This window comes from Ruminiclostridium sufflavum DSM 19573, assembly GCF_003208175.1.
GTDB lineage: Bacteria > Bacillota > Clostridia > Acetivibrionales > DSM-1351 > Ruminiclostridium > Ruminiclostridium sufflavum.
Genome location: NZ_QKMR01000012.1, coordinates 123,220 through 146,149 on the forward strand (window position 1 = coordinate 123,220; position 22,930 = coordinate 146,149).

Annotated in this window: 19 protein-coding genes; 15 read left to right on the plus strand and 4 right to left on the minus strand. The window is 37.4% G+C overall.

The features are described from left to right. Positions 1-21: 21 nt before the first annotated feature. The 6 genes from glmM (at position 22) to LY28_RS11145 (ending at position 7,184) form a co-directional block, all read left to right on the plus strand. The gene (glmM, locus tag LY28_RS11120) at positions 22-1,371 is read left to right on the plus strand and encodes a phosphoglucosamine mutase (protein ID WP_110462266.1); all 1,350 of its coding nucleotides are present in this window, start codon (positions 22-24) and stop codon (positions 1,369-1,371) included. 389 nt (positions 1,372-1,760) lie between these two features. Continuing rightward, positions 1,761-2,021 (plus strand): hypothetical protein, encoded by a 261-nt coding sequence (locus LY28_RS11125; RefSeq protein ID WP_110462267.1) that lies wholly within the window; start codon positions 1,761-1,763, stop codon positions 2,019-2,021. A gap of 329 nt (positions 2,022-2,350) precedes the next feature. Further along, positions 2,351-4,177: a glutamine--fructose-6-phosphate transaminase (isomerizing) gene (gene glmS / locus LY28_RS11130; protein ID WP_110462268.1), complete on the plus strand. Its 1,827-nt coding sequence runs from the start codon at positions 2,351-2,353 to the stop codon at positions 4,175-4,177. A 37-nt stretch (positions 4,178-4,214) separates the two neighbouring features. Then, entirely contained in the window at positions 4,215-4,907 is a 693-nt protein-coding gene (locus LY28_RS11135; RefSeq protein ID WP_110462269.1) for a DNA alkylation repair protein, read from the plus strand. Positions 4,908-5,290: 383 nt separating this feature from the next. Then, a complete protein-coding gene (locus tag LY28_RS11140; protein WP_165835549.1) occupies positions 5,291-6,166 on the plus strand; it encodes an MBL fold metallo-hydrolase in 876 nt (291 codons plus the stop codon). Positions 6,167-6,245: 79 nt separating this feature from the next. After that, complete coding sequence (locus tag LY28_RS11145; protein ID WP_110462271.1) at positions 6,246-7,184, plus strand: alpha/beta hydrolase; 939 nt, start codon at positions 6,246-6,248, stop codon at positions 7,182-7,184. A gap of 238 nt (positions 7,185-7,422) precedes the next feature. Here the strand turns inward: LY28_RS11145 and LY28_RS11150 are convergent, their stop codons facing one another. Further along, positions 7,423-8,193: a hypothetical protein gene (locus LY28_RS11150; protein WP_110462272.1), complete on the minus strand. Its 771-nt coding sequence runs from the start codon at positions 8,191-8,193 to the stop codon at positions 7,423-7,425. Positions 8,194-8,476: 283 nt separating this feature from the next. Here LY28_RS11150 and LY28_RS11155 point away from each other — a divergent pair, with 283 nt between their 5' ends. From LY28_RS11155 to LY28_RS11175, 5 genes are all read left to right on the plus strand, one after another. After that, complete coding sequence (locus tag LY28_RS11155; protein WP_110462273.1) at positions 8,477-8,833, plus strand: hypothetical protein; 357 nt, start codon at positions 8,477-8,479, stop codon at positions 8,831-8,833. Positions 8,834-9,252: 419 nt separating this feature from the next. Continuing rightward, positions 9,253-11,541: a CotH kinase family protein gene (locus LY28_RS11160; protein WP_110462274.1), complete on the plus strand. Its 2,289-nt coding sequence runs from the start codon at positions 9,253-9,255 to the stop codon at positions 11,539-11,541. A gap of 170 nt (positions 11,542-11,711) precedes the next feature. Next, positions 11,712-12,815, plus strand: coding sequence for a right-handed parallel beta-helix repeat-containing protein (locus LY28_RS11165; RefSeq protein WP_110462275.1), 1,104 nt, complete (start codon positions 11,712-11,714; stop codon positions 12,813-12,815). A gap of 123 nt (positions 12,816-12,938) precedes the next feature. Further along, positions 12,939-14,342, plus strand: coding sequence for a family 4 glycosyl hydrolase (locus LY28_RS11170; RefSeq protein WP_110462276.1), 1,404 nt, complete (start codon positions 12,939-12,941; stop codon positions 14,340-14,342). A gap of 91 nt (positions 14,343-14,433) precedes the next feature. Next, entirely contained in the window at positions 14,434-14,826 is a 393-nt protein-coding gene (locus LY28_RS11175; RefSeq protein ID WP_110462277.1) for a secondary thiamine-phosphate synthase enzyme YjbQ, read from the plus strand. Between the two features lie 133 nt (positions 14,827-14,959). Here LY28_RS11175 and LY28_RS11180 read toward each other — a convergent pair whose 3' ends face one another. Next, positions 14,960-16,837, minus strand: coding sequence for an APC family permease (locus tag LY28_RS11180; RefSeq protein WP_110462278.1), 1,878 nt, complete (start codon positions 16,835-16,837; stop codon positions 14,960-14,962). A 471-nt stretch (positions 16,838-17,308) separates the two neighbouring features. Between LY28_RS11180 and LY28_RS11185 the strand changes: the two genes are divergently transcribed. The 3 genes from LY28_RS11185 to LY28_RS11195 are packed head-to-tail and all read left to right on the plus strand — an operon-like array spanning position 17,309 to position 19,959. After that, positions 17,309-19,159 (plus strand): HAMP domain-containing sensor histidine kinase, encoded by a 1,851-nt coding sequence (locus LY28_RS11185; protein ID WP_110462279.1) that lies wholly within the window; start codon positions 17,309-17,311, stop codon positions 19,157-19,159. Further along, positions 19,156-19,740 carry a response regulator gene (locus tag LY28_RS11190; RefSeq protein WP_110462280.1) on the plus strand — a complete coding sequence of 195 codons (585 nt, stop codon included), beginning with the start codon at positions 19,156-19,158 and terminating at the stop codon, positions 19,738-19,740. The genes LY28_RS11185 and LY28_RS11190 overlap by 4 nt, the downstream gene beginning before the upstream one ends. A 36-nt stretch (positions 19,741-19,776) precedes the next feature. Continuing rightward, positions 19,777-19,959 carry a DUF6472 family protein gene (locus LY28_RS11195; RefSeq protein WP_110462281.1) on the plus strand — a complete coding sequence of 61 codons (183 nt, stop codon included), beginning with the start codon at positions 19,777-19,779 and terminating at the stop codon, positions 19,957-19,959. 43 nt (positions 19,960-20,002) lie between these two features. On the opposite strand, the gene LY28_RS11200 is transcribed toward LY28_RS11195, so the two are convergent. Further along, positions 20,003-20,344: a helix-turn-helix domain-containing protein gene (locus tag LY28_RS11200; RefSeq protein ID WP_110462282.1), complete on the minus strand. Its 342-nt coding sequence runs from the start codon at positions 20,342-20,344 to the stop codon at positions 20,003-20,005. Between the two features lie 353 nt (positions 20,345-20,697). After that, positions 20,698-21,042 (minus strand): helix-turn-helix domain-containing protein, encoded by a 345-nt coding sequence (locus LY28_RS11205; protein WP_110462283.1) that lies wholly within the window; start codon positions 21,040-21,042, stop codon positions 20,698-20,700. A gap of 419 nt (positions 21,043-21,461) precedes the next feature. Here LY28_RS11205 and LY28_RS11210 point away from each other — a divergent pair, with 419 nt between their 5' ends. Continuing rightward, positions 21,462-22,313, plus strand: a complete 852-nt coding sequence (locus LY28_RS11210) for a hypothetical protein (protein ID WP_110462284.1) — start codon at positions 21,462-21,464, stop codon at positions 22,311-22,313. Positions 22,314-22,930: the final 617 nt, after the last annotated feature.

The following is a 22,930-nucleotide window of genomic DNA, read 5'->3' on the forward strand; positions in this document are numbered from 1 at the left end:
GAACGGCGGAGGTTAATTTATATGGGGAAATTATTTGGAACTGATGGTGTCAGAGGAGTTGCGAATCTGGAGCTGACTCCGGAGCTTGCTTATAAGCTTGGGCAGGCAGGTGCGTATGTGCTTACCGGAGAAACCAAGCATACACCAAAGATATTGGTAGGAATGGATACGAGAATATCCGGAGATATGCTCGAAGCCGCATTGATATCCGGGATATGCTCTGTGGGTGCAAAGGCTGTCAGTCTAGGGGTTATTCCTACTCCTGCTATTGCATATCTGACAAGGCTTTATGATGCTGATGCAGGTGTGGTTATATCAGCTTCTCACAATTCTTTTGAGTTCAACGGAATAAAGTTTTTTAATGCAAACGGGTATAAGCTGTCTGATGCAATTGAAGATAAAATTGAGGAAATCATTTTAAACGGCGGCGAGGAATTGCCAAGGCCAACCGGACATAATGTAGGGTTTAAGGAGTATAAGGAATCTGCCGTTGAGGATTATGTCAATTTTGCAAAAAGTACTATTTCAGGTGACTTAGAAGGGCTAAAGGTTGCGATAGACTGCGCAAACGGTGCCTCCTTTCAAACTGCGCCAATGGCGCTGCTTGATTTGAATGCGAAGGTACACGTAATCAGCAATGAACCTGACGGGACAAATATAAACAGCAAGTGCGGTTCAACACATATGCAGCAGCTTCAGGCATATGTTAAGGAAACGGGAACTGATGCGGGTCTTGCTTTCGACGGAGATGCAGACAGGGTATTGGCTGTTGACGAGAACGGAAATATAATTGACGGCGATCAGATACTGGCGATAATAGGCTTGCACCTTAAATCAAAAGGGATGCTGCCTCATAATACAATAGTGGCTACGGTAATGAGCAATATGGGGCTTGACATAATGGCTAAAAGCAGCGGCTTGATAATTGAAAAGACAAAAGTAGGAGACAGGTATGTGCTTGAGGAAATGCTGAATAAGGGCTATATGCTGGGTGGAGAGCAGTCGGGCCATGTGATTTTCCTTGAGCATAATACTACCGGTGACGGACTTGTAACCGGCATCCAGCTTTTAAAGGTGTTAAAGGATTCTGGAAGGAAGCTTTCTGAGCTTGCAGCTGTCGTTCAGGTCTTGCCTCAGATTCTGATAAATGCAAAGGTATCCAATGATAAGAAAAACAATTATCTGGAGGATGAGGTTATAAAGAAAATGTGCAAGGAGCTTGAGGATGAATTTAACGGTGAAGGAAGAGTGCTGATAAGGCCTTCGGGAACTGAGCCCTTGGTCAGAGTAATGATTGAGGGTAAGGATAAGGAGGTCATAACAAGACGTGCAAAAGAGCTTGTAAGGGTTATTGAAGGCAGACTGGCATAAGGGAGCCGGATGAATAATATAAATGTTAGTGTGATTTGTAAATTCCTATTTAAACTATATAATTCAGCTTTCCCGGTTGAAAGTCACAGGCTGTCCAAGCTTACCGGCGGAAAGCTCGGGGATATTGAAGGGATTCGCTGGAAACCACCGGTTGGTGGGGCTGAGAACCAATAGATTTTTTTGAGGGGAAGTTGAGCTATATAATTTTAAAATATTATTCGTTTTGTTGACAAATCCGGTGCAATTAACGTATTATAAAGTAAACAGAAAGAGTGGCAGGGAAAAAAGAATTGCAGGGAGGTGGGAAAAACAGGGTTATAGTATAAATAAAAAGCGCCAGGACAGATATTTTATCTGTTGACGAGGAGAAGGAAGCGGCACTCAAAAAGATGTGCCGTATCGAAGTATTCGGCGGATACCTTCCGGTTGTTACAATCGTAAGAGACGAAGCAAAAACTGCAGGCAACTGCAAAACAAAACAGTCTCATGTAACTGATCCTGTAGCATATCTTTTTCATCTATCAAGATTAACAATTCCAAAGAAAAAATATACTTTAGCAGTACAGAATTTTGGTCTCAAAACCAGACTATCTGCTGATATCATAAGGTTTTTAGCAGATTGCTCGGGAAAGTTAATCTACCGGTTTTAAATATTTTTACAAAGCTTATAAATCATATATTATTATTTCAAGGGCGAGTTATGCCGTTTTTTATTAAAAATGCTTATAATAATATCAGCGAATATATCTATTGCTTTTTAGGCGAATTATGCTTTTAGGCTGTTTGTTTCATGCAGTTCAGGCCATGAATCGTAAAAAGAAGGCTGTTTTTATTAAAAAAGCAATGCGGAGAATCAGCGTTTAAGTATGTCTGCGCGTATGGAAAGCTGCCTTGAGTACCGGATTCATGCAGGGACATTTATAAGTTTTGTGTCTGGTATTAAATTTAAAAAGTAAATTATAAAGGAGAATAAATAGTTATGTGTGGAATAGTTGGATATATAGGAATGAAAAAAGCAATACCTGTACTTTTGAACGGTCTTTCAAAGCTTGAATACAGAGGGTATGACTCCGCAGGAATAGCAATTAATGAAGACGGAAGGCTGAGAGTTGAGAAATGCAAGGGCAGATTGTCATCACTGGAGGAAAGGCTGAAAACCGAAAAATTAGACGGAGTAATGGGAATAGGACATACCAGATGGGCCACCCATGGTGAGCCGAACGATATTAATTCACATCCTCATATAAGCCAGTCAGGTGAGATTGCTGTTGTTCATAACGGTATAATAGAAAATTACATTCAATTAAAGGAGTTTCTTGCTGAAAATGGATATGTGTTCAAATCGGATACTGATACGGAGGTAGTTGCCCATTTGGTTGAATATTATTATAAGGGTGACCTTCTGGAGGCTGTAATGAAGGTTATTGACGAGATAGAGGGCTCCTATGCGCTTGGTGTTTTATGCAAGGATGATTCGGATATGTTTGTGTGTGCAAGAAAGGATAGTCCGCTGGTAATTGGTCTGGGAAACGGAGAAAATTTTATTGCATCGGATATACCTGCAATCCTTGAATATACAAGGGATATCTATATTTTGGAGGATAAAGAGGTAGCTGTTCTGACCAAGGACAGCGTGAAGGTTTTCAACAGCCTTGGCGCTCCTGTGAAGAAAGAAATCTTCAAGGTGGATTGGGATGTTGAGGCAGCTGAAAAAGGCGGTTTTGAGCATTTTATGATGAAGGAAATGTATGAGGAACCAAAGGTTATCAGAGATACCTTTAATCCAAGAGTAAAAAACGGGGAACTTGTGCTTGATAATATTAATATAACTAAGGAAGATATTGAGAAGCTGCAGAAAATACACATTGTAGCCTGCGGAACCGCCTATCATGCGGGAGTTGTAGGCAAATACATAATTGAGAAGCTTTGCAGGATATCTGTTGAGGTTGATGTCGCATCTGAATTCAGATATCGCGATCCATTGATTACAGATAAGGAGCTGACAATTATTATAAGCCAGTCGGGAGAAACCCTTGACACCTTGTTTGCATTAAGAGAGGCGAAAAAGAAAGGCTCCAGAATTGTTTCAATAGTAAATGTCGTTGGGAGCTCAATTGCACGCAGCTCTGATGATGTCCTGTATACATGGGCAGGTCCTGAAATTGCTGTTGCGTCAACAAAAGCATACAATACACAGCTGACGGCATTATATTTGATTGCACTTGATTTTGGACTGAAAAAGGGGACAATAAGCAAGCAGGAAGCAGATGAAATATTGTCATCCCTCAGAGAAATTCCGTCCGGAATTGAGGCAATACTTGAAGATAAGGAGAGTATACAGAAGTTTGCCCACAGGCACTATAATGCCAAAAGTATTTTCTTTATAGGAAGAAGCCTTGACTATGCGTTGTCTATGGAAGGCTCGCTGAAGCTGAAGGAAATTTCGTATATTCACTCGGAGGCATATGCAGGCGGAGAGCTCAAGCATGGAACAATAGCACTGATAGAAAAAGGCACATTGGTAGTGTGTCCGATGACTCAGGATGCCCTGTTTGATAAAATGGTCAGCAATATAAGAGAGGTCAAGGCAAGAGGTGCTGTGGTGCTTGCAATAACCCAGAACAGACACAAGGAGGAGCTTGAAAAAACAACAGATCTGGTTTTGACAATACCTGATGTTGACTCACTGGTATCTCCGGTCTTAGCGGTAACACCATTGCAGCTTTTTGCATACTATATGGCTCTGGAAAAGGGCTGTGATGTTGATAAGCCCAGAAATTTGGCTAAGTCGGTTACAGTGGAGTAAGGGGAGAGTTACTTTAGATGAAAGGCAAAACAACAATATGAATGAAATAGAAAAAAATATACAGCACCGGCTGTTCGAACTCCAAGATATTAAATACAAAGAGTTTGCGTCAAAGCTTATGCCAACTGTAAACCCGGAAACTGTTATAGGAGTAAGGACACCTGACCTGCGAAGGTTAGCAAGGGAATATTCAAAAACACCGGAATGGCGGGAGTTTATTAAAATTCTGCCTCATGCTTATTATGAAGAGAATAACCTGCACGGCTTTCTGATTGAAACAATCAGGGATTATGGCACTGCTGCTGCAGCTGTTGATGAGTTTCTTCCTTATGTGGATAATTGGGCAACCTGTGACTTGCTTTCACCGAAAATATTCAAGAAGAATTTATCTGAGCTTTACAAAAAAATTAATGAATGGCTGAAATCTGACCGGACTTATACAGTTCGCTTCGGAATAGGAATGCTCATGGGTTTTTATCTTGATGAGAATTTCAGGCCGGATATGCTCGAGCTTGTGGCTGACATACATTCGGATGAGTATTATATAAACATGATGATTGCCTGGTATTTTGCAACGGCACTGGCAAAGCAGTATGAGACAGCTATACCGTATATTCTGGAGCAGCGATTGGAGAAGTGGACGCACAACAAAACCATACAAAAAGCGATTGAGAGCTACAGGATCAGTGATGAAGCAAAGCTTTATCTCAAGACTCTGAAAGTAAAATGAAATGCAGTAAATCAAACTTACATTGCTTATAAAATATTGAAATAATATGTATCATTTTTCACCATATAATGGTATACTTACTCCTATAAGGCATTATTGCTTTAATTGAGCAGGTATACCATTTTTTTTGAATAAAACCGGACATAATGACTAAAGGCAATTACTCAAGCTATTTGGCGATGGAATCAGTTCTTTAGCCGATAGCAATTGACTTTCTTCTTAAAAATTACTTCAAGGCAGCCTGATTAGAAAGTTAATTCGGTCTGTCATTTTTTGTTTTTTTTAACAAGCCGGTTTTGAAGGTTTAAAACTTGTATTATTAACCGGAGGGTATTAATTTACCAAAATATATTGAAATGAAATAAATTTCAGGGGGGGATATAGTGAGTAAAACAAAAATTTTAACCACGGTTTTAATTGTATTTGTCTTACTTTTTGGAGGGGCTTTTTTATTAAACCATGCCAATTTTTTCAGTAATGGAGAACCAACTGATTCAAACAAAGGTTCGGGTAAAGCCGCACAGAATATAGCTGCGAACGGAGAGGCTTCCCTGGGGGAGCAGGAATCAGATGTAAAGGAAGAACCGGAAGAGAAAGGCTTAAAGGACTTTACTGATGGCATTTGGATTAAAAAATATCCTGAAAATTATGCCTGCTTCAAATTCGAGACGCCCGAAGGAATAAAAATCGTAGCTGATCCCTATATGATGGATGAAATCGTTGAGCCTGACATTGTAACAGAAAGTCATCAGCATTCGGATCATACAGATGTTTCAAAACTGCAGGGTACATATAAATTAATAAAAGAGACAGGAGAATATGACGAAAAGGGAATAAAAATAAATGGGTATTCGGGAAAACACAATAAAGGAGATACTGCCGAAACAAACATTATCTTTACATATGTAATCAACGGCATAAAAATTGCCCATTTTGCTTCGCAGGGTGAGCTGCCTAGTGATGAAACCCTGGAAAAAATAAAAAATGCAGATGTTTTGCTGGTGCAAGCAAGTATAAAGCCTGAATATGCCAACTCAAAAATGAATTTGGAAGAAACAAAACATATTATTGACAAATTAAACCCTAAGATTGTGATTCCGGAGCATGGCTCTGAAAATTTGGGTAAGGCTCTTGCGGCATATCTGAATTTAAAAGTAGAATTTGTCAAGAAGGGTGAAATAGTTGTTACAAGAAGTGAGCTTGATGCTTCAAAGGGTTTAAGAGTATTGGATATTGATACAGATGTGCCTAAGGATTGAATCCATTTTGAAGCTGGCTGATATGCCGTTCTATCAATTGCAGGCAGAATGGCAAAATTAATATTAAGGAGAAATATGTATGAAATATCGAACAAACAGTATACTTATTTTTATTATTATGTTTTGCTGTATAATAAGCGGATGTCAAAAAGATGTAAATACTACTGAAAAGGTTGATAATACTAAAACTGCCGCTGATACTTCAATGGAACAGGATGAGGGCAAGGCTTCTCAGGACAGATATACTAAAATTTCTTTTTCAAGCAAGGCCTTGAACAAGGAAATGAAAGTCAATGTCTATCTGCCGGAAGGCTACAGTGAAAAGCTTGAATATCCTGTGCTTTATTTGATTCATGGATATACCGGAAATGAAGATACATGGATACCGGGTCTTGAAACGGAAAAAAAGGCGGATGAATTGATAGAAAAGAAAGAGATTGAACCATTGATTATAGTTGCTCCGCAAATTGACAACAGCTATGGTATAAATTCAACAAAAGTACCGGTTGAGAGGGGAATTCCTTCCACCTATTTTAATACCGGCTTATACGAGGATTATCTCTGCAAGGAATTAATTCCATATATTGACAAAAATTATAGCACAATCTCTGCGAAGGAAGGCCGTTATGTAGGCGGGTTATCAATGGGAGGCTGGGTAGCTCTGCACTTGGCATTTACTTATACAGATATGTTCAGCAAGGTGGGCGGACACAGTCCGGCTATTTTCCTGGATGGTTACTCCGGCAGTGCAATGTCTTTTGTGTACCCCACCGAGGAATTAAGAAACGGGAGAGATCCTCTCCGGGTAGCTCAGGATAAGGATCTTACAGGCTTAAAGGTTTATTTGGATTGCGGAGATGAGGACAGCTACCAATTTTACGAAGGCTGTGAGAAGCTGAACACCATACTAAGGTCTAAGGGCGTGGATTCGCAGTATCATTTGAATAAGGGAAATCATGATGGTACATACTGGGGAGCTAATATTGAAAATTATTTGAAATTTTACGGCGGCAAATAAAGCATAGGCTAAAAATCAAATAAAAACGGGGCTGCTGCGTAAGGCATAGCTCTGGGTATACAGGTAAAAGCCATGTATAATTTGGAAGAGCATTTCCTTATATACATGGCTTTTACCTGTAAAAATTTATAAAAATGCGTTTTGCGGTAAACTTCGTTCAAAATAGCTTAAAAACTCAATTTGCCTGAAAAGACGATATATCGTTGCAAAGGCTTGAACCGTAATTGACTTTAGTCAATTATATATCAAATTGTAAATCCAGTGGTTTATACATAATTCGGCATGTTTCAGAAATTTCTTTCGGGACGGATTTGAAAACAGGATGCTTGGAATAATCACCCATTATGGGATAGCCATTTACATCATAAACCTGATGGAAACCACAATATTCGGAGATCATTTTAACACACTTGGGATTTGTAGCTTCACCTATAATCCCCTTGTATCCTTTTAATGTGGCATCAATAATCAGGCATTCAAAGAGCTTAATAACAACAAATCTTTTTTTGTCTTTAAGTACGGAGCCTCCCATAAAGGCATGTACATATTCATTTTTATGCACCTTATTGCCTGTTTTGCGTTCGATTGTTTTAACGAGCCTGTCATCCAGATCAGCCAGAAAAGCTAAAATAATATTCATTGGCGCAATATTTCCTTCAAAAACAGGAATTTCTTCTTCAGGGTCAAAGTTTTCGGATGCAAGTACACCTACAATATTTCCGGAAAATATATCCTTTGCAATGTAGGTTAAATTTTGCCTGCTTGAATCAGACAAGTAGCCATGGACATAATCAAACATATCTTCTTTAGAAAGTTTGCAGGCAATAGTCATAGGCTCGCTAATATGGACACCATCTATTTCCACACCGGCAAAAGATTCCGCCAGACATTCCGCTGCGCCTTTGACAGCCTCAGTATCCGTAGAATCCAGCAATTCAAAGGATAAATCCTCAAAACTTACCGGGCAGAACACAACATTATTCAATACATTTTTAACGGCAGTACTCATAGCATTTTCCTCCTATCTAATGTATTTTTATGGTGCTAATGTAAATATATTACAATAATGTACAATATGTAATATATAACATATATTGTAATAAATATTACCTCTAAATGGGAAAATAATCAATAGTAAAAATGTCGCATATATTGATAGGACTCAACTAAATTTGAGTTCAAATAAATCACATGATTGACAAAGTTAGACATATAACCTATAATTTTGATATAAATATATAGTTTTAATTATATATTTGGCTTTATAAATTTTTATGGTGGAGGACGATAACATGTACAAGGTTGAGGTCGATTCAGCAAAAAAGGCAGTAAAAGCAACTATTTCAGGAATGCTAAATATGGATGAAGTTAAGAATTATTTGGCAGAAATGAACTCTGTGTGCTCAAAGGTAAATCCGAGAGAATATGCGCTTATCATTGATGCACGCGAGCAGAAGGCAATGGCACAGGATGCTATGCCATTTGTAGAAAAAATTATGAAATTCTACACTGAAACGCCGTTTAAAAGAAGATTTTCAGTTATGTTGGAATCCGCGATAGCTATGTCACAAGTAAACAGGGTAGGTAAAAGCGAGGTAGACTTATTTGAAATGGTATCCAGTGTGGAAGAGGCTTATGTAAAACTTTAATAGGCTGATAACAGTCTGTATGTTTAAAGCTTTTTCATAAATACTGCTAATATTTTTATTTTATTAGTCAATTACTATCGGCTGATAGTTTGGGTTTCTTCTATATTTTATAGCTAAAAAAATAAGAACCCAGGCTGCTTTCAAAACCAGCTAAAATAATAAATATGATATAATTGACACAGTCGAGTATGTTTCAGGGCTTCTGGAACTTACTTGACTTTTTTTTTTAGAAAAGCTCAAAAAACTAAACACTAGAAATTTGTGTGAAATGCATAGAAAAACTTGATAAATAAGTAAAAATATAGTATATAATTACTATAGTCAATTAAATAAGCCTAAAGCCCAAGCCATAGGCTTATGAAATTGTTTTTTTAGCCGATAGTAATTGACTATGTGAATAAATAATGGAGGGAAGTACCATGAAAAAATTAATATTTGTATCAGTAGGGGTAATTATTATTGTTTTGGCAGCATGTATCCTTGGATATAATACTGCGCTAGCTTCAGAAAAGAGCATTATTGGAAAATTAGCCGAACCTGATATCAAAAGCAGTCAGCTTGAGATGCCGATAATTTCTGTCAATACTAATGGAGAAAGTGAAATCAAATCCGACAAAACATATTCTGAAGCACAAATCAGTATACTTGATGCCAAGGGCAATTATGAAATGATTAGAGCCGATATGTCGATAAGACTTAGAGGAAACAGTTCAATGTATGCAGATAAGCCAAGCTACAAAATTAAATTTGAAGAAAAACAGAACCTGCTGAATATCGGGAACGGAGAAGGAAAGACATGGTGTTTGATAGCCAATTATTATGACGGCTCTCTTCTGAGAAATTTTACAGCCTATCATATGGCAGATTTTTTGAGTGCTATGACGTATTCGCCAAAATGCTGCTCTGCAGAATTATATGTTAACGGTGAATATCAAGGTGTATATTTGCTCTGTGAGGAGGTAAATATCAGCAAAAGCCGTGTGGATATAACAGACAAGCCGGATGAAGTTCAGGATAACGGCTATCTTGTTGAAATGACCAGATACAGCGATGAAAATATGTTCAGGGTGGATACGGCAACCTATGTTGTTGACAATGATCTTTCAGAAAATAAATCAATTAAAAAAAAGCAGCTTGATTACATATCAAACTACATCACAAAGGCTTATAATCTATTGCTTAAAGGAAACCAAAAGGATATTGAAAAATATATAAATATAGATTCCTTAGTTGATATATATATCGGCAATGAAATAATTAAAAATGTTGATGCAGGCTGGGACAGCTTTTATATGCACAAGGATGACAACGGGAAATTATACTTTGGACCTATGTGGGACTATGACCTTAGCATGGGAAATGCAAACTGCACAAAAGGAATTGATGAATGGAAAGGATTTAACCCGTATCATATTTTGAACCTGAATGCAAATTCCAATCCATGGTTCAGTCACGCTTTATCTTATAAATGGTTCCGTGAGCTTGTAAAGGCGCGCTGGAACGAATTGCAAAAGGAAATTGATAAATTGCCTGATATAGTAATAGAAGAAGCTCAATCTAATTATAACGCTTATTGCAGGAATTATGAAAAATGGGATAATGTACTGGGAAAGCAGGTATATATTGAGCCCTCGCAAATTTCCGGGCTCTCCGAATACAAGGAGCATTATACGTATCTCAGCAATTGGCTGGATAAGCGTATAGAGTGGCTTACAGATTATTATAACTGCGAAGCTTTTATGAATGGGATATTTGTTAACCAAGAGGGCAGGGTTTTGAGTGCTGAATCCAATTTACTGGAAATATGCCCGGTTTTGGTGCTTCAAAATGAGCAGGAGGTGGACTTAACATATGAATTATCAAATAACATAGGAATGACAATGAATATAAAAAATGCAGGGAAGGAGGTCTGGAGCACACAGTTTGATGCCTCCTCCTTTATGCTGGAAAAGGGTGCCGAATATATTCTTTCATTTGATTACAAGTGCAGCCGGAAAACTGCGCTTGTGTTCAATATCCAGCAAAATTATGAGCCTTGGTCAGCCTATTATTCCGACATTGTAGAGGCAGATAATGAGCTGAGGCATTACGAAGCTGCTGTAACCGCCCCGGAAAGTGATTCAAACTGTGCTCTCGTATTCAGCCTTGGCGGCAGCGACTTCAGCAATATAATTGTAACGCTTGATAACATGAGCCTTATAAAGAAAGCTGATGCTCCTGCACCCGCACAAGATGATAAAATAGAAAAATCCTCTCAGAACCCAAAAATAACAAGGGCAGAATTTATTTCGCTGCTTGCATATCTTGCAGGTGCTGACTTAAAGAGCGATACTGCTTCAAAATTCACTGATGTAAAGGACCTTGATGAATACAGCGGTCCGGTTCAGTGGGCTTACAGCAAAGGCATTATAGCTGGGGCAGGGGGGGAATTCAGGCCTGATACATATATTACCTATCAGGAAATGCTTGTAATGCTTTATAACTATGCAAGGAATGAAGGAGCAGATGTATCTGATATAGAAGGGAATGCCATTAATGAATTGACAGAAGTCGAGGAAATTTCCGCGTGGGCACGGACGCCTGTCAGGTGGGCAATAAATAACGGAATACTTGATGAGAATGCTGTTTATACATTTTCACCTAAGGCTGATGTGACACGATTGGATGCAGCTGAATTCACCTCAAAGCTTATATCGGAGATTGACTGATAATCTTAAAATAATTCAATAGGCACAGGTTTCACGATACCGGCCAAAATAGCTGTAGAAAAAGACCTTTAGCCTTTAAGGTTACAATAATGTAACTGTAACTATTAAAGTAAAAACATTAGTATATATGTTATAAATCAGTCTTATAAAATTTTATGGGAGGTTGGAGCATGATTAACAGGAATAAGCTAAGAGGTCTTTTTTCGGGGGCTGCATTTGCAGTGACATTTTGTATTTTAATTTCGGGATTTAATGTTTTTGCGGAGCAAAAGGATATACCGGCATCATATGACGGTATAAAAACATATGTTGACGGAGAATTAACGCAGCCAAGGGATTCGAAAGGAAAAATTGCAGAACCGTTTACAGCGGATGGATATGTGTATTTGCCGATTGAAACGGTTTGCAGGCTTTTGGGTGAGGAATTCAGCTGGGATGCCGCAAATAACAGCATTTATTTTGGCAAAAGGCCTGTGGTTAAAATACAGGAGGTAACAGTATCAAATGCTGACGAGCTTTATAATCAGCTTGGTTCAAATAAAAAGATTAAATTAAAGCCGGGAGTCTATAATCTGTCTAAAGTAAAGCAAAGCATCGGTGTCAAAAAAAATGTTTATTGGGAAGATGTATATGACGGCAAGGAGCTGGTGTTTAGCGATATTGAAAATTTAACGCTTGAGGGCTTGGGGGACAAGCCTGCTGAAATTGTTGTAGAACCCAGATATGCAGATGTTCTTAATTTCATCGGCTGCAGCAATATATCCATAAATAATATCAAGGCAGGGCACACTATTGATAAGGGAGACTGTGACGGCGGAGTGCTGAAAATTGATTCTTCGACAGATATAAACATATCGGACAGCATTTTTTATGGATGCGGAACATTAGGAATAAATGCGGTTAATTCTGAAAACCTGAAATTCGTTAACTCTGTTATTGAGGAATGTAGTTATGGAATAATGCAGCTTGATTCATGTAAGAACTTTATGTTCACTGACAGCATATTCAGAAAATGTCAGGGTTTCAATATGATAGACATAATTTCTTCAACAGATATGGTATTTGATAAATGTGAATTCTCTGAGAATACCGTATGTTATGATTATTCAGCATTCTTAAACTCGGATTTGTCCTATGGTGTGAAATTCTTAAACTGTAAGTTTAAAAATAATGTATTCAATAATTTTGGCAATAATTTGGCAGATATAGACTTTACCGGCTCCGCTTTTGAAGGAAACAGTTTGTTCATCGCAAAAAGAGCGGAATTACAGTAACTATATTTTACGGAAGCAGTATAAAAAAATATTGGAAAAATAAAGATAATACAAAAAATATATACTTTTTTTGATATAATATCTAATATAAAGCAGAAATATGACAAAAGGAGTATATTATTTATGAATTATCAGGGGGATATTGTTACAGACATTAATATCGCATATATTGGAGGGGGTTCAAGAGGCTGGGCTTGGGTGTTCATGACTGAGCTGGCTCTTGAACCCGGGCTCTCCGGTACGGTAAGGCTTTATGATACGGATATGGAAGCAGCTAAAAGCAATGAGGCTATAGGAAATAACGTGTCAAGAAAAAAAGAGGCTATAAGCAAATGGAGGTATGAAACAGCCTTCACTATGAGAGAAGCACTTACCGGCGCAGATTTTGTTGTTATTTCTGTGCTTCCGGGTACCTTTGAGGAAATGGAAGTTGACGTGCATATGCCTGAAAGGTACGGAATTTATCAATCCGTAGGGGATACCACAGGACCGGGGGGCATAATACGTGCACTTCGTACTTTGCCGATGTTTGTGGAAATTGCCAATGCGATAAAAGCTTTTTGTCCAAAGGCATGGGTTATAAACTATACAAATCCCATGTCTCTTTGTGTGAAAACGCTATATCATGTTTTCCCCAAGATAAAGGCCTTCGGCTGCTGTCATGAGGTATTTGGCACCCAGCAACTGCTGAAGGGCATATTTGAAAAGGAAACCGGGAATGAAGTCTGGAACCGGAATGAAATATTGGTAAATGTACTTGGAATTAATCATTTTACATGGTTTGATTATGCCTCCTATAAAGGCATAGACCTGATACCGGTATACAAAGAATATGTTGCGAAACATTTCGAAGAGGGCTTTGAAGAAGAGGCTGACTGGAAAAAGGATTTTTTCGCCTGCTCCCATAGAGTGAAGTTTGATTTGTTTAATAAATACGGTCTGATTGCAGCAGCAGGTGATAGACACTTGGCCGAGTTTATGCCGGGAGATACATATCTTTTGAATCCGGAAACCGTAGATTATTGGAGGTTTGCTCTTACACCCGTTTCATGGCGCAAGAAGGAGCTGCAAGAAAGATTGGAAAAAAGCAAACGCCTTGCTTGTGGCGAAGAAGCCTTGGATCTGACTCCCACAGGAGAAGAAGGGGTTTTGATGATTAAGGCTTTATGCGGGCTCAATCGTATGATAGGTAATGTAAATGTGCCCAATTCATATCTTCAAATCAGAAACCTGCCTAAATCAGCAATTGTTGAAACAAATGCCATTTTTGAAGGAGACAGGATTCATCCTATTGCTGCCGGCAAAATTCCTGAAGGAATTCTCAATTTCATCAGACCGCAGGCTGATAACCATGAACGTATTCTGAAAGCTGCTTTAGAACGGAATATAAATCTGGTGTATGAAGCCTTTAAGAATGATACATTAATAAACGGAAGGCTCAACAATAAAGAGATTAAGAGCTTGGTTAATGATATGCTTAAAGGAACAAGCCTGTACTTGCCCCATGAGTGGCAAAATTCAATATAGATATACTAAAATCAATTGTGCTTTTCTGTTGGCATTATTTTAAATAAGCTGTATAATAATATTTTTAAAATCAAAATTAAGGAGACTGGACATGAAGCTTTTCGAATACAGCTGTTCAACAAATAAGGAAGGCATGTACGATATAACCGGACAAGCGGCTGAAGCGGTTTCCAAAAGCGGTATAACCGATGGAATCTGCATGGTTTATTGCCCTCACACTACAGCAGGCATAACAGTTAATGAAAATGCAGACCCTGATGTTGTACATGATCTGTTATTCGGGCTGAAGGCGGCTTTCCCGGACAGAAAGGAATTTCTGCATTGCGAGGGTAATTCAGCGGCGCACTTAAAGGCCTCCTGCATAGGCAGCTCGGCTTCTGTCATTGTTAAGGACGGGAGACTTCTTCTGGGCACATGGCAGGGAATTTACTTCTGTGAATTTGACGGACCGAGAAAAAGAAAATTTTTCGTGAAGGTAATATAGTAAAGAGGCTTGCCCGTAAGCATATCGCCGAATACTCATAAAGCTGCAAAGCCAGTTTTCAGTCTATAGTAACTGGCTTTGCAGCTTTATACGGCTTATAATTTTCAGCTGACGTTAGCTATATTTGTACCTTTTAGCTGTGGGGGCCGGAGCTTCTTAATACATAGTTATCATCCTTTAGCTGCAGCGGCATCATAGCAACAACTATATGCTTGTGCTTTAGAAGGTCTCTTTTAATAAAATAAGAGGTGTTGTTATGCATTATATTCTGCCACCAGGATTTTACAATAAACTGAGGCAGAACAACAGTAATCATATCTCCCTTTTTATAATCATACTCGGCAGATTCTATAAATTTCAGAAGAGGAGAAACCACTTTTCTGAAGGGTGAGTATTTTACTATCAGAGGTATATCCGTATCCAGCATCGCATATTTTTCCGTTAGCTTATTTGCATGCTCCTTGTCTATTGAAATGTTAAAAGCAACAACATTATCGGAAATGGTTTTTGCAAATCTTAAAGCTCTTAGGCTCGACTGATTTATACTTTCAATAGGAACAATAACATGGTTCCTGTAACGGTTATCCAGTATATTGTAGTCCTTCAGGTCAGCTGCTTTGATTTCCAGCTGCTTTGCAAGTGCCACATAATGTTTTTTAATTCTTAGAAACATTAAAACCAGAATAGGAGTGACTATTATAATTATCCATGCACCGGCTGCAAATTTTTCAAAAGCAATAATCAAAACAGCCACTGCCGTGGTTAAGGCACCAAAGCCATTAATAAATGCCTTTAGCCTCCACCACTTTCCTTTAATAGTTTTCCATCTTATAAACATACCAAACTGTGACAGGGTGAAGGACAAAAATGCTCCTATTGCATACAGGGGCAGCAGTAAGGTTACATCTCCATTAAATACTATAATCAAAATCCCGGCGATAGCAGACAGAATAATTATACCGGTTGAATAGCTTAATCTGTCGCCTCTCATACTGAACTGTCTTGGAACATAGCCGTCCCTGCCCATAATGGACATTAGCAGCGGAAAACCTGAATAGGCGGTATTGGCAGCCATTACCAGAATAAGAATGGATGTGGCGGTATAGAAATAGAACATAAAATTATTACCAAATACATAAAATGCAATTTGGTTCAGGACTGTTTTTCCTTCAACGGGAATGATGTGATATATATTAGCAAGTACGGATATTCCTCCGAAAATAAGAAGAACCAAAAGTGAGAGAATCCACAGGGTTTTATTTGCATGCTTGGCAGCAGGTTCCTTAAAATTAGGTACGGCATTGCTGACAGCCTCAACGCCGGTCAATGCCGTACATCCGCTTGAAAATGCCTTCAAAATAAGAAAGACTGAAACAGCTCCGGTTTCTTTCAGCTGCTGCATTGGCTCTGCCGGATGTACCATACCGGCTTTAAATTTTATTATTCCCCAAATTATCATAATCAGGGAACCGAAAATAAAGACATAAACCGGTATGCTGAAAATTCTGGAGGATTCCCTGATACCCCTTAGATTACCCAGCATGAGAAAAAGAAGAGCTGCTATGCATATTATGATATGATATTTTGTCAGTGACGGAAAAGCAGAAGTCAACTGGCTTATTCCGGAAGAAATACTTACAGCTACAGTAAGTATATAATCAATTGATAAGGCTGTACCTGCCGTAACTCCCGCAGTATGTCCCAGATTATCAGAAGCGACGATATAAGCCCCTCCGCCGTTTGTATATTCTGAAATAGTCTGGCTGTAAGAAACTGTAAGTATTATCAGCAATGCTATTATAGCCAGCGAAATATAGGTCAGATACATAAAAGACAAAGCTCCTATAACCGGCACTAAGGTTATTAATATTTCTTCACCTGCATAGCCTACTGAAGATATTGAGTCGCTTGCCAAGACAGGAAGCCCCCACATCACCTTGTATTTCTCCCCTTGGATGGCCTCGTTTTTTAGAGGCTTCCCTATTAAAAATTCCTTAATCCACTGAATCATTTTTTTTCCCCTTGTTAGTCATGATTATTATTGAATTAATTTTTCAAAAACTTCAACAAATTTATCAAAAATATGTTACAGACATATCATTATAATACTCAAAATAAATAAAGTATAGTCATATTTGTCTTATATACATTTATTAGATTATAATTCCATTTATCCCTATTATTAAAGGCGGAGAAATTTTAATTTGGAATTTTAACTATATCGTTTTAAGCCAAAAAATGAAGTTATCACTTGAACTCATATTCGCATATCATTTTTTAAGGCTAATAAGGTAGTTTTAGTTATTGAAAATAAATACCTCAGAACATATACTGTATATAAATCAGCTTGTTGTGCGGTTAATTTTGCACAGCTGCTGCAGAGGTTAGCCTCAAAACCCAAATTTTGCTGATATTATCGGGTTTTCAGCCGGTATAATTGGCTATGGCTGTATATGAATATATTGGGATCAGGGGATTATAAATGATAAAAACATTAAAGAGCAAGATATCATTACTGTATGTGGGGCTTGTTGTACTTATTGCAATTGTGGGGACAACTGCTTCAATAAATCTTTTTAATTTGAGCAAATCAATTGACAGCCTGATGATAGCAAACTACAAAAGTATAAACTCGGCTACAAAAATGATGGAGTCCATTGAGCGTCAGGACAGCGCAGTCCTTATTTATATAAACGTAGACACGCAAAAAGGGAAAAACCTATTTGCAATAAATAATGAGGAATTTCTGAGATGGTATAATATCAATGCCAACAATGTCAGTGAAAGCGGAGAAAATGAGATTATCGATGCCATAAAGGATTTATATACAAGCTATGTAAGCCTGTTTCTTGATTTGCAGGAAATACGTAGTCAACAGGGTGTGAATAAGGCTAATGAATTTTATGACAAAAAGATGATGCATGATTTTATAAAAATAAAAAATGAACTCAAGCAGCTGAGTGTGCTGAATGAAAGGTTTATGTTCAGCAGCAAGACCTTGGCTACCGAGAATGCGGAAAATTCAATGTATTTGGTGCTTGGTATTTCTATTTTTGCTATTATAGGCGGTTTTGCGGTATCCAGGTTTTTCACCAACCGGTTTCTGATGCCTATTACCCTGCTGACTCAGAATATGAGGTCAATCAAGGCCGGAGAACTAAACCAGCAGGCAGTCATAAATACGAAGGACGAGATCGGGGAGCTGTCGGTAGAGTTTAATAATATGACAAAACGTCTGCTGCAATATGAGCAGAGTACCTCTGGAAAGCTGCTTCTGGAGAAGAACAGATCAATGGCAATAGTAAAAAGTATTTCAAATCCGCTTGTGGTACTTGATACAGAATACAGAATAATTCTATTAAATAATGAATTTGAAAAATTTTTTAATGTCAGTGAAGAAGCGTTGACAAACAGACATTTTCTTGAGGGTATAAAAAACGGTGAAATTTTTGACTTTATTTCAAATGCATATAAATCAGAGGACGAAACACAGCAAAAGATATTTTTTATACGGTCAGGCAACGAGGATTATTATTTCAACATAATTGTAACAACAGTTAAAGGCAACAATGCCAACCTCTCAGGAATAATAGTAATTTTCCAGAATGTTACGCAGCTGAAAGAGCTTGAAAAAATACGTACGGATTTTGTCGCTACCATATCCCATGAATTTAAAACGCCTCTGACTTCAATAATGATGGGAACGGATGTTTTGATGGAAGAAAGAATGGGGCGGTTAAACGAGGATCAGAGACAGTTCATAGAAGCTATCCGTGAGGACAGCAACAGGCTTACAAAGCTTGTCAATGATTTATTGGAGCTGATGAAAATTGAGTCTGCAAAGGCTGTTTTTAAATTCAAAAAATATCCCATAAAGGATATAATACAGTGCTCGGTAAAGCCGTTTATTCAGCTCGTGATACAGCAGGGAAAGACCCTGTATTATGATAATAAGGAAGAAAACTCCTATGTGCTGGCTGATTTCGAGAAAATAACATGGGCGTTAAACAACTTGATATCAAATGCAATAAAATATACAGATTCAGGTGATGAAATAACCATAACTGCCAAAGAAGAAAAGAATATAGTCTATGTTACTGTTAAGGATACAGGAATGGGAATTCCTCAGGAATACCACGAAAAAATATTTGAAAAATTTGTACAGGTAAGGGACGGTGACATGGAATTCCGGGGTACAGGCTTGGGACTGGCGGTTGTAAGGGAAATAATTGAAGCACACAATGGAAGAATATGGTGCGAAAGCGAGCCCGATATCGGGAGCAGCTTTACCTTTACCCTATATACGGCAGAAAAGGAGCAGGATTTAGAATGAAAGTACTGGTTGTGGATGACACAAAAAATATAAGGATGATTTTAACCAAATGTCTTGAGCTTGAAGGCTATGAGGTGATGACTGCCGGCGACGGCAAGCAGGCCTTGGAAATGCTTATGACCAATAGCTTTGACTTGGTATTTTTGGACATAAAGCTTCCCGAAATACGGGGAACAGAGGTTTTAAAAAGAATCAGGGGAATGGGGATAAAAACACCTGTAATAATAATCACTGCATACGCGACAGTAAAAAATGCGGTTGACTGCACAAATCTGGGAGCTGTTGCATATATACAGAAGCCCTTTTCAGCCGATAAAATAAGGACAGTATTAAAAGAGGTATACAATAATTCTTTCTATGCGGAAAGAGAAAAAGCAAGCCTTGAAGAAGTATATGCGCTTGCAAAGCTGTCACTTGAGAAGGGTGAGTTTGAAAAAGCTTTGGAGCTGGCTAAAATGGCTCTCTCAACAGAATTGAATAATCCGGAATTATACCTTATAATAAGTAAGGCATATGAAGGGCTCAAAAACAGTGAAAATGCAGAAAGGTTTTTAAAGTTTTATAAGCTGTTTAAAATATAATACGAAATAAAATTACCGGATTGAGAGGTGCGGAGAATGACAGGGAAAACAAATTGCGACTGCTGTGTATATTATGTTTATGATGAGGAATATTGCTGCTATGAATGTGAGGTAAATTTAGACGAGGATGAGATGGTCAAATTTATGAAGAATTCCTTTGACGATTGCCCGTATTTCCGGTTTTATGATGAATATAAAACCGTAAGAAAGCAAATATAATAAAACAAGCGAAAACACTGAAAGCTGGCAGCTCTTCCGGATTCTACTTATCGGAACCATATTTAAGCTTCAGATATTCAACATAGTCTTCTATTTGTCTTACAGCTTCCTCCGGCAAATCTGAAACGTCAAGGCTATTATGCTCGCTTTCCGGAGGATTCCCTTCTGTATTGAACTTTTCTGTTCTTCCCAGCAGATAATCAACGGATACATTAAAATAGTCGGCAACCTTTTCCTTAATTTCATCGCTGGGGGTACGGTTGCCAGCTTCATACTGAGATAAGGTGGTATTACTGATATTTAGAATTTTAGAAAACTCCAGCTGGTTTAAATGCTTTTTCTCTCTGAGCTTTTTAATTCTTTTCCCTAAAATGTTCGTGTCCATAGAATTCCTTTCACATTATGTGAATCAATTATACCATCATCATAAAATAACAAGAATAATCTTTCACAAAATGACAAAAAACATATTGACTTTTACGGCAGGTAAAAGTATAATGAAATTGGCTTTAAAATGTAAAATCATACAAAATATGCATGCAATGCAATTAACCAATGAAACCAGTTTGCAGCTGTACTGAAAATGAGGAGAACAGTCTGAAAGAACAAATGCGTGCCTCCGCTGAAATTTGGGTTGTTAAAACTAAAATTGAAGTGGAGGTTCTCCGCATAATTTTTCAGCATTTTTTTCATAAATTATAATATACATTCACCTTGCCAAAGCAATAATTTTTTTGCTTATTTATTCTTATCAGGGCTATATTTCTGCCTGACGAATTCAATATAGTCCTTAATCTGGCTGATAGCCTCATCCGGTAAATCTGAAACATTAATGTCATCAGTAATTGGTAAATTTGCAGTTGCCTGATTACATCTTTCAGTTCTGCCAAGAAGATAATCAACGGATACGTTAAAATAATCAGCAACCTTTTCCTTGATTTCATCGCTAGGTGTTCGATTACCAGCTTCATACTGAGATAAAGTAGTATTGCTTATATTTAAAATTTTTGAAAACTCCAATTGATTCAAATTATTCTTTTCTCTAAGCTTTTTAATTCTCTTTCCAATAATATTAGTATCCATAGAATTCCTTTCACATTATGTGAATTAATTATATCATCATCAAAAAATATCAAGTATATTTTTTCACAAAATGCCAATAAATATATTGACATTTGCTTAAAGTAAAAGTATAATATAGTCATATTTTACAAAACGTAAAATAAAGCACTTTGAAATAGTATAAAAATATTGTATTGGATGCCGCTAAAATACTGGAATATAATAATTATACTCTGGAAGTGCAGCTCGTTTTAAATTCACATTATGTAAAACAAAGAAAATCTAAAAATTAACGGCATATCAACAGATTATTAAAAGGGTATATCTGTGAGAAGCTTCTTATTTAAAGAACAGAGTGTCGGCGTTTCCTTAAAATGCAGATGTGTATATGCTTAAATTAAGCAGTAAAAATTGCCAGATAACAGGAGGAATATACCGTAATGGACGACCAACTTATATCGGATATCAAAAATAAAATAAGAATAGCTATACTTCTGAATTCCTATGAAGGCTTTGTAAATGAAAGAAGATGTATTATAGTGTGCACTGAAATGATGTCCATCATACAGATTGCAAAAATCAACATAAACCCAAGAAGGACTTTTGATATTTACATAATAGTTTTGCAGGAGGCGGTTAAGCTGTTCTTTCATGCAGATGCATCATCAGGAGCTCTTACAGAGGTTATACAGGCATGTATTAATGGAATAGGCGGCTTGTGTAAAACAGCTAATGAATATAATAAGGATTATTATTTTGACAGTATTATAAGGAGCGTACAAATACGAGCATTCCATGATTGGCCTGATTACGGATATAAGCTTCTAAGAACGGCTGTCTGCTTAGTCTGCAACCAAAAGCAGGCTAATAGAATTTACGATATTTTTTATATTTTCGGAAAGATGTTTGATGGAAAGGATTATGCCGATAAGCATGTGATTATTCACGGAATTATTGAAAGGATAGAAGGGAAGAAGGCGGCAGATAAATATCTGATAGAAAATATCCATATAGATGAAATGAGAACAATTGCCGTTGAAAGTCTTATTGAAGAAAAAGAATATGAAGCTGCGGAAAAGCTTTGTATCGAGGCGCTGCAAAAAAGCAGGCGCAAGTATTTAAACAAGCCGACTATCTGGGCATATTATCTTGAAAGAATATATTCTGAAACAGATAACAAGGACAAGCTTATTGAAATGTTTTTTCATATCTTGTTCCATGGAGATATGTCATACATAAAAAAATTGAAAGAACTGTATCAAAAAGAGGATGAATATATTACAAATGAGTAAAGCGTTATATATAGAAACCTTGCTCAAGAAATATTTGTATAAGCTTTAAGCTATGTCATATTAGCTATATGCCGGGACTTATTGGCATTCCCCTGATAATTTGAAATAATCAAGAGCTGTGCATATATGCTAATAATATATATAGGTATTTTCCCCGATCAATAAGGATAATTAGAAAAAGCTCCTTTCCGGTTATATTTCTTAAATAACTGGAAAGGAGCTTTTTCAAGCCTTTACGGCGATATTTATTAAGCTGATTTTGAACAAGGGTATATAAAATCTGAAATCAAGACAGGGAATATGCTACATAAAATAGGGCTTTAATTCGAAAAATAGAATATATACCTGATAAATTACAATAATAGTCTAAAATAGCCTTGCCTTAACTTGAAAGAAATACCCAAGCGGAGGTATACTAACTGAGCCGTTGAACAAAACGCTAAATTAAATCAAAATTGAGTTTAAAAGCTTAAAAAATGATAAAAAGGTGTTGACAAAGAAATGGCAAAGTGATATTATAAATAAGCTGCTTGCGGAAATGCATGGCAGAAACCTTGAGAAGCAGACGTAAGAACGCTTTAAGGGATTGGACTTTGAAAAGTAAACAGTGACAAGTC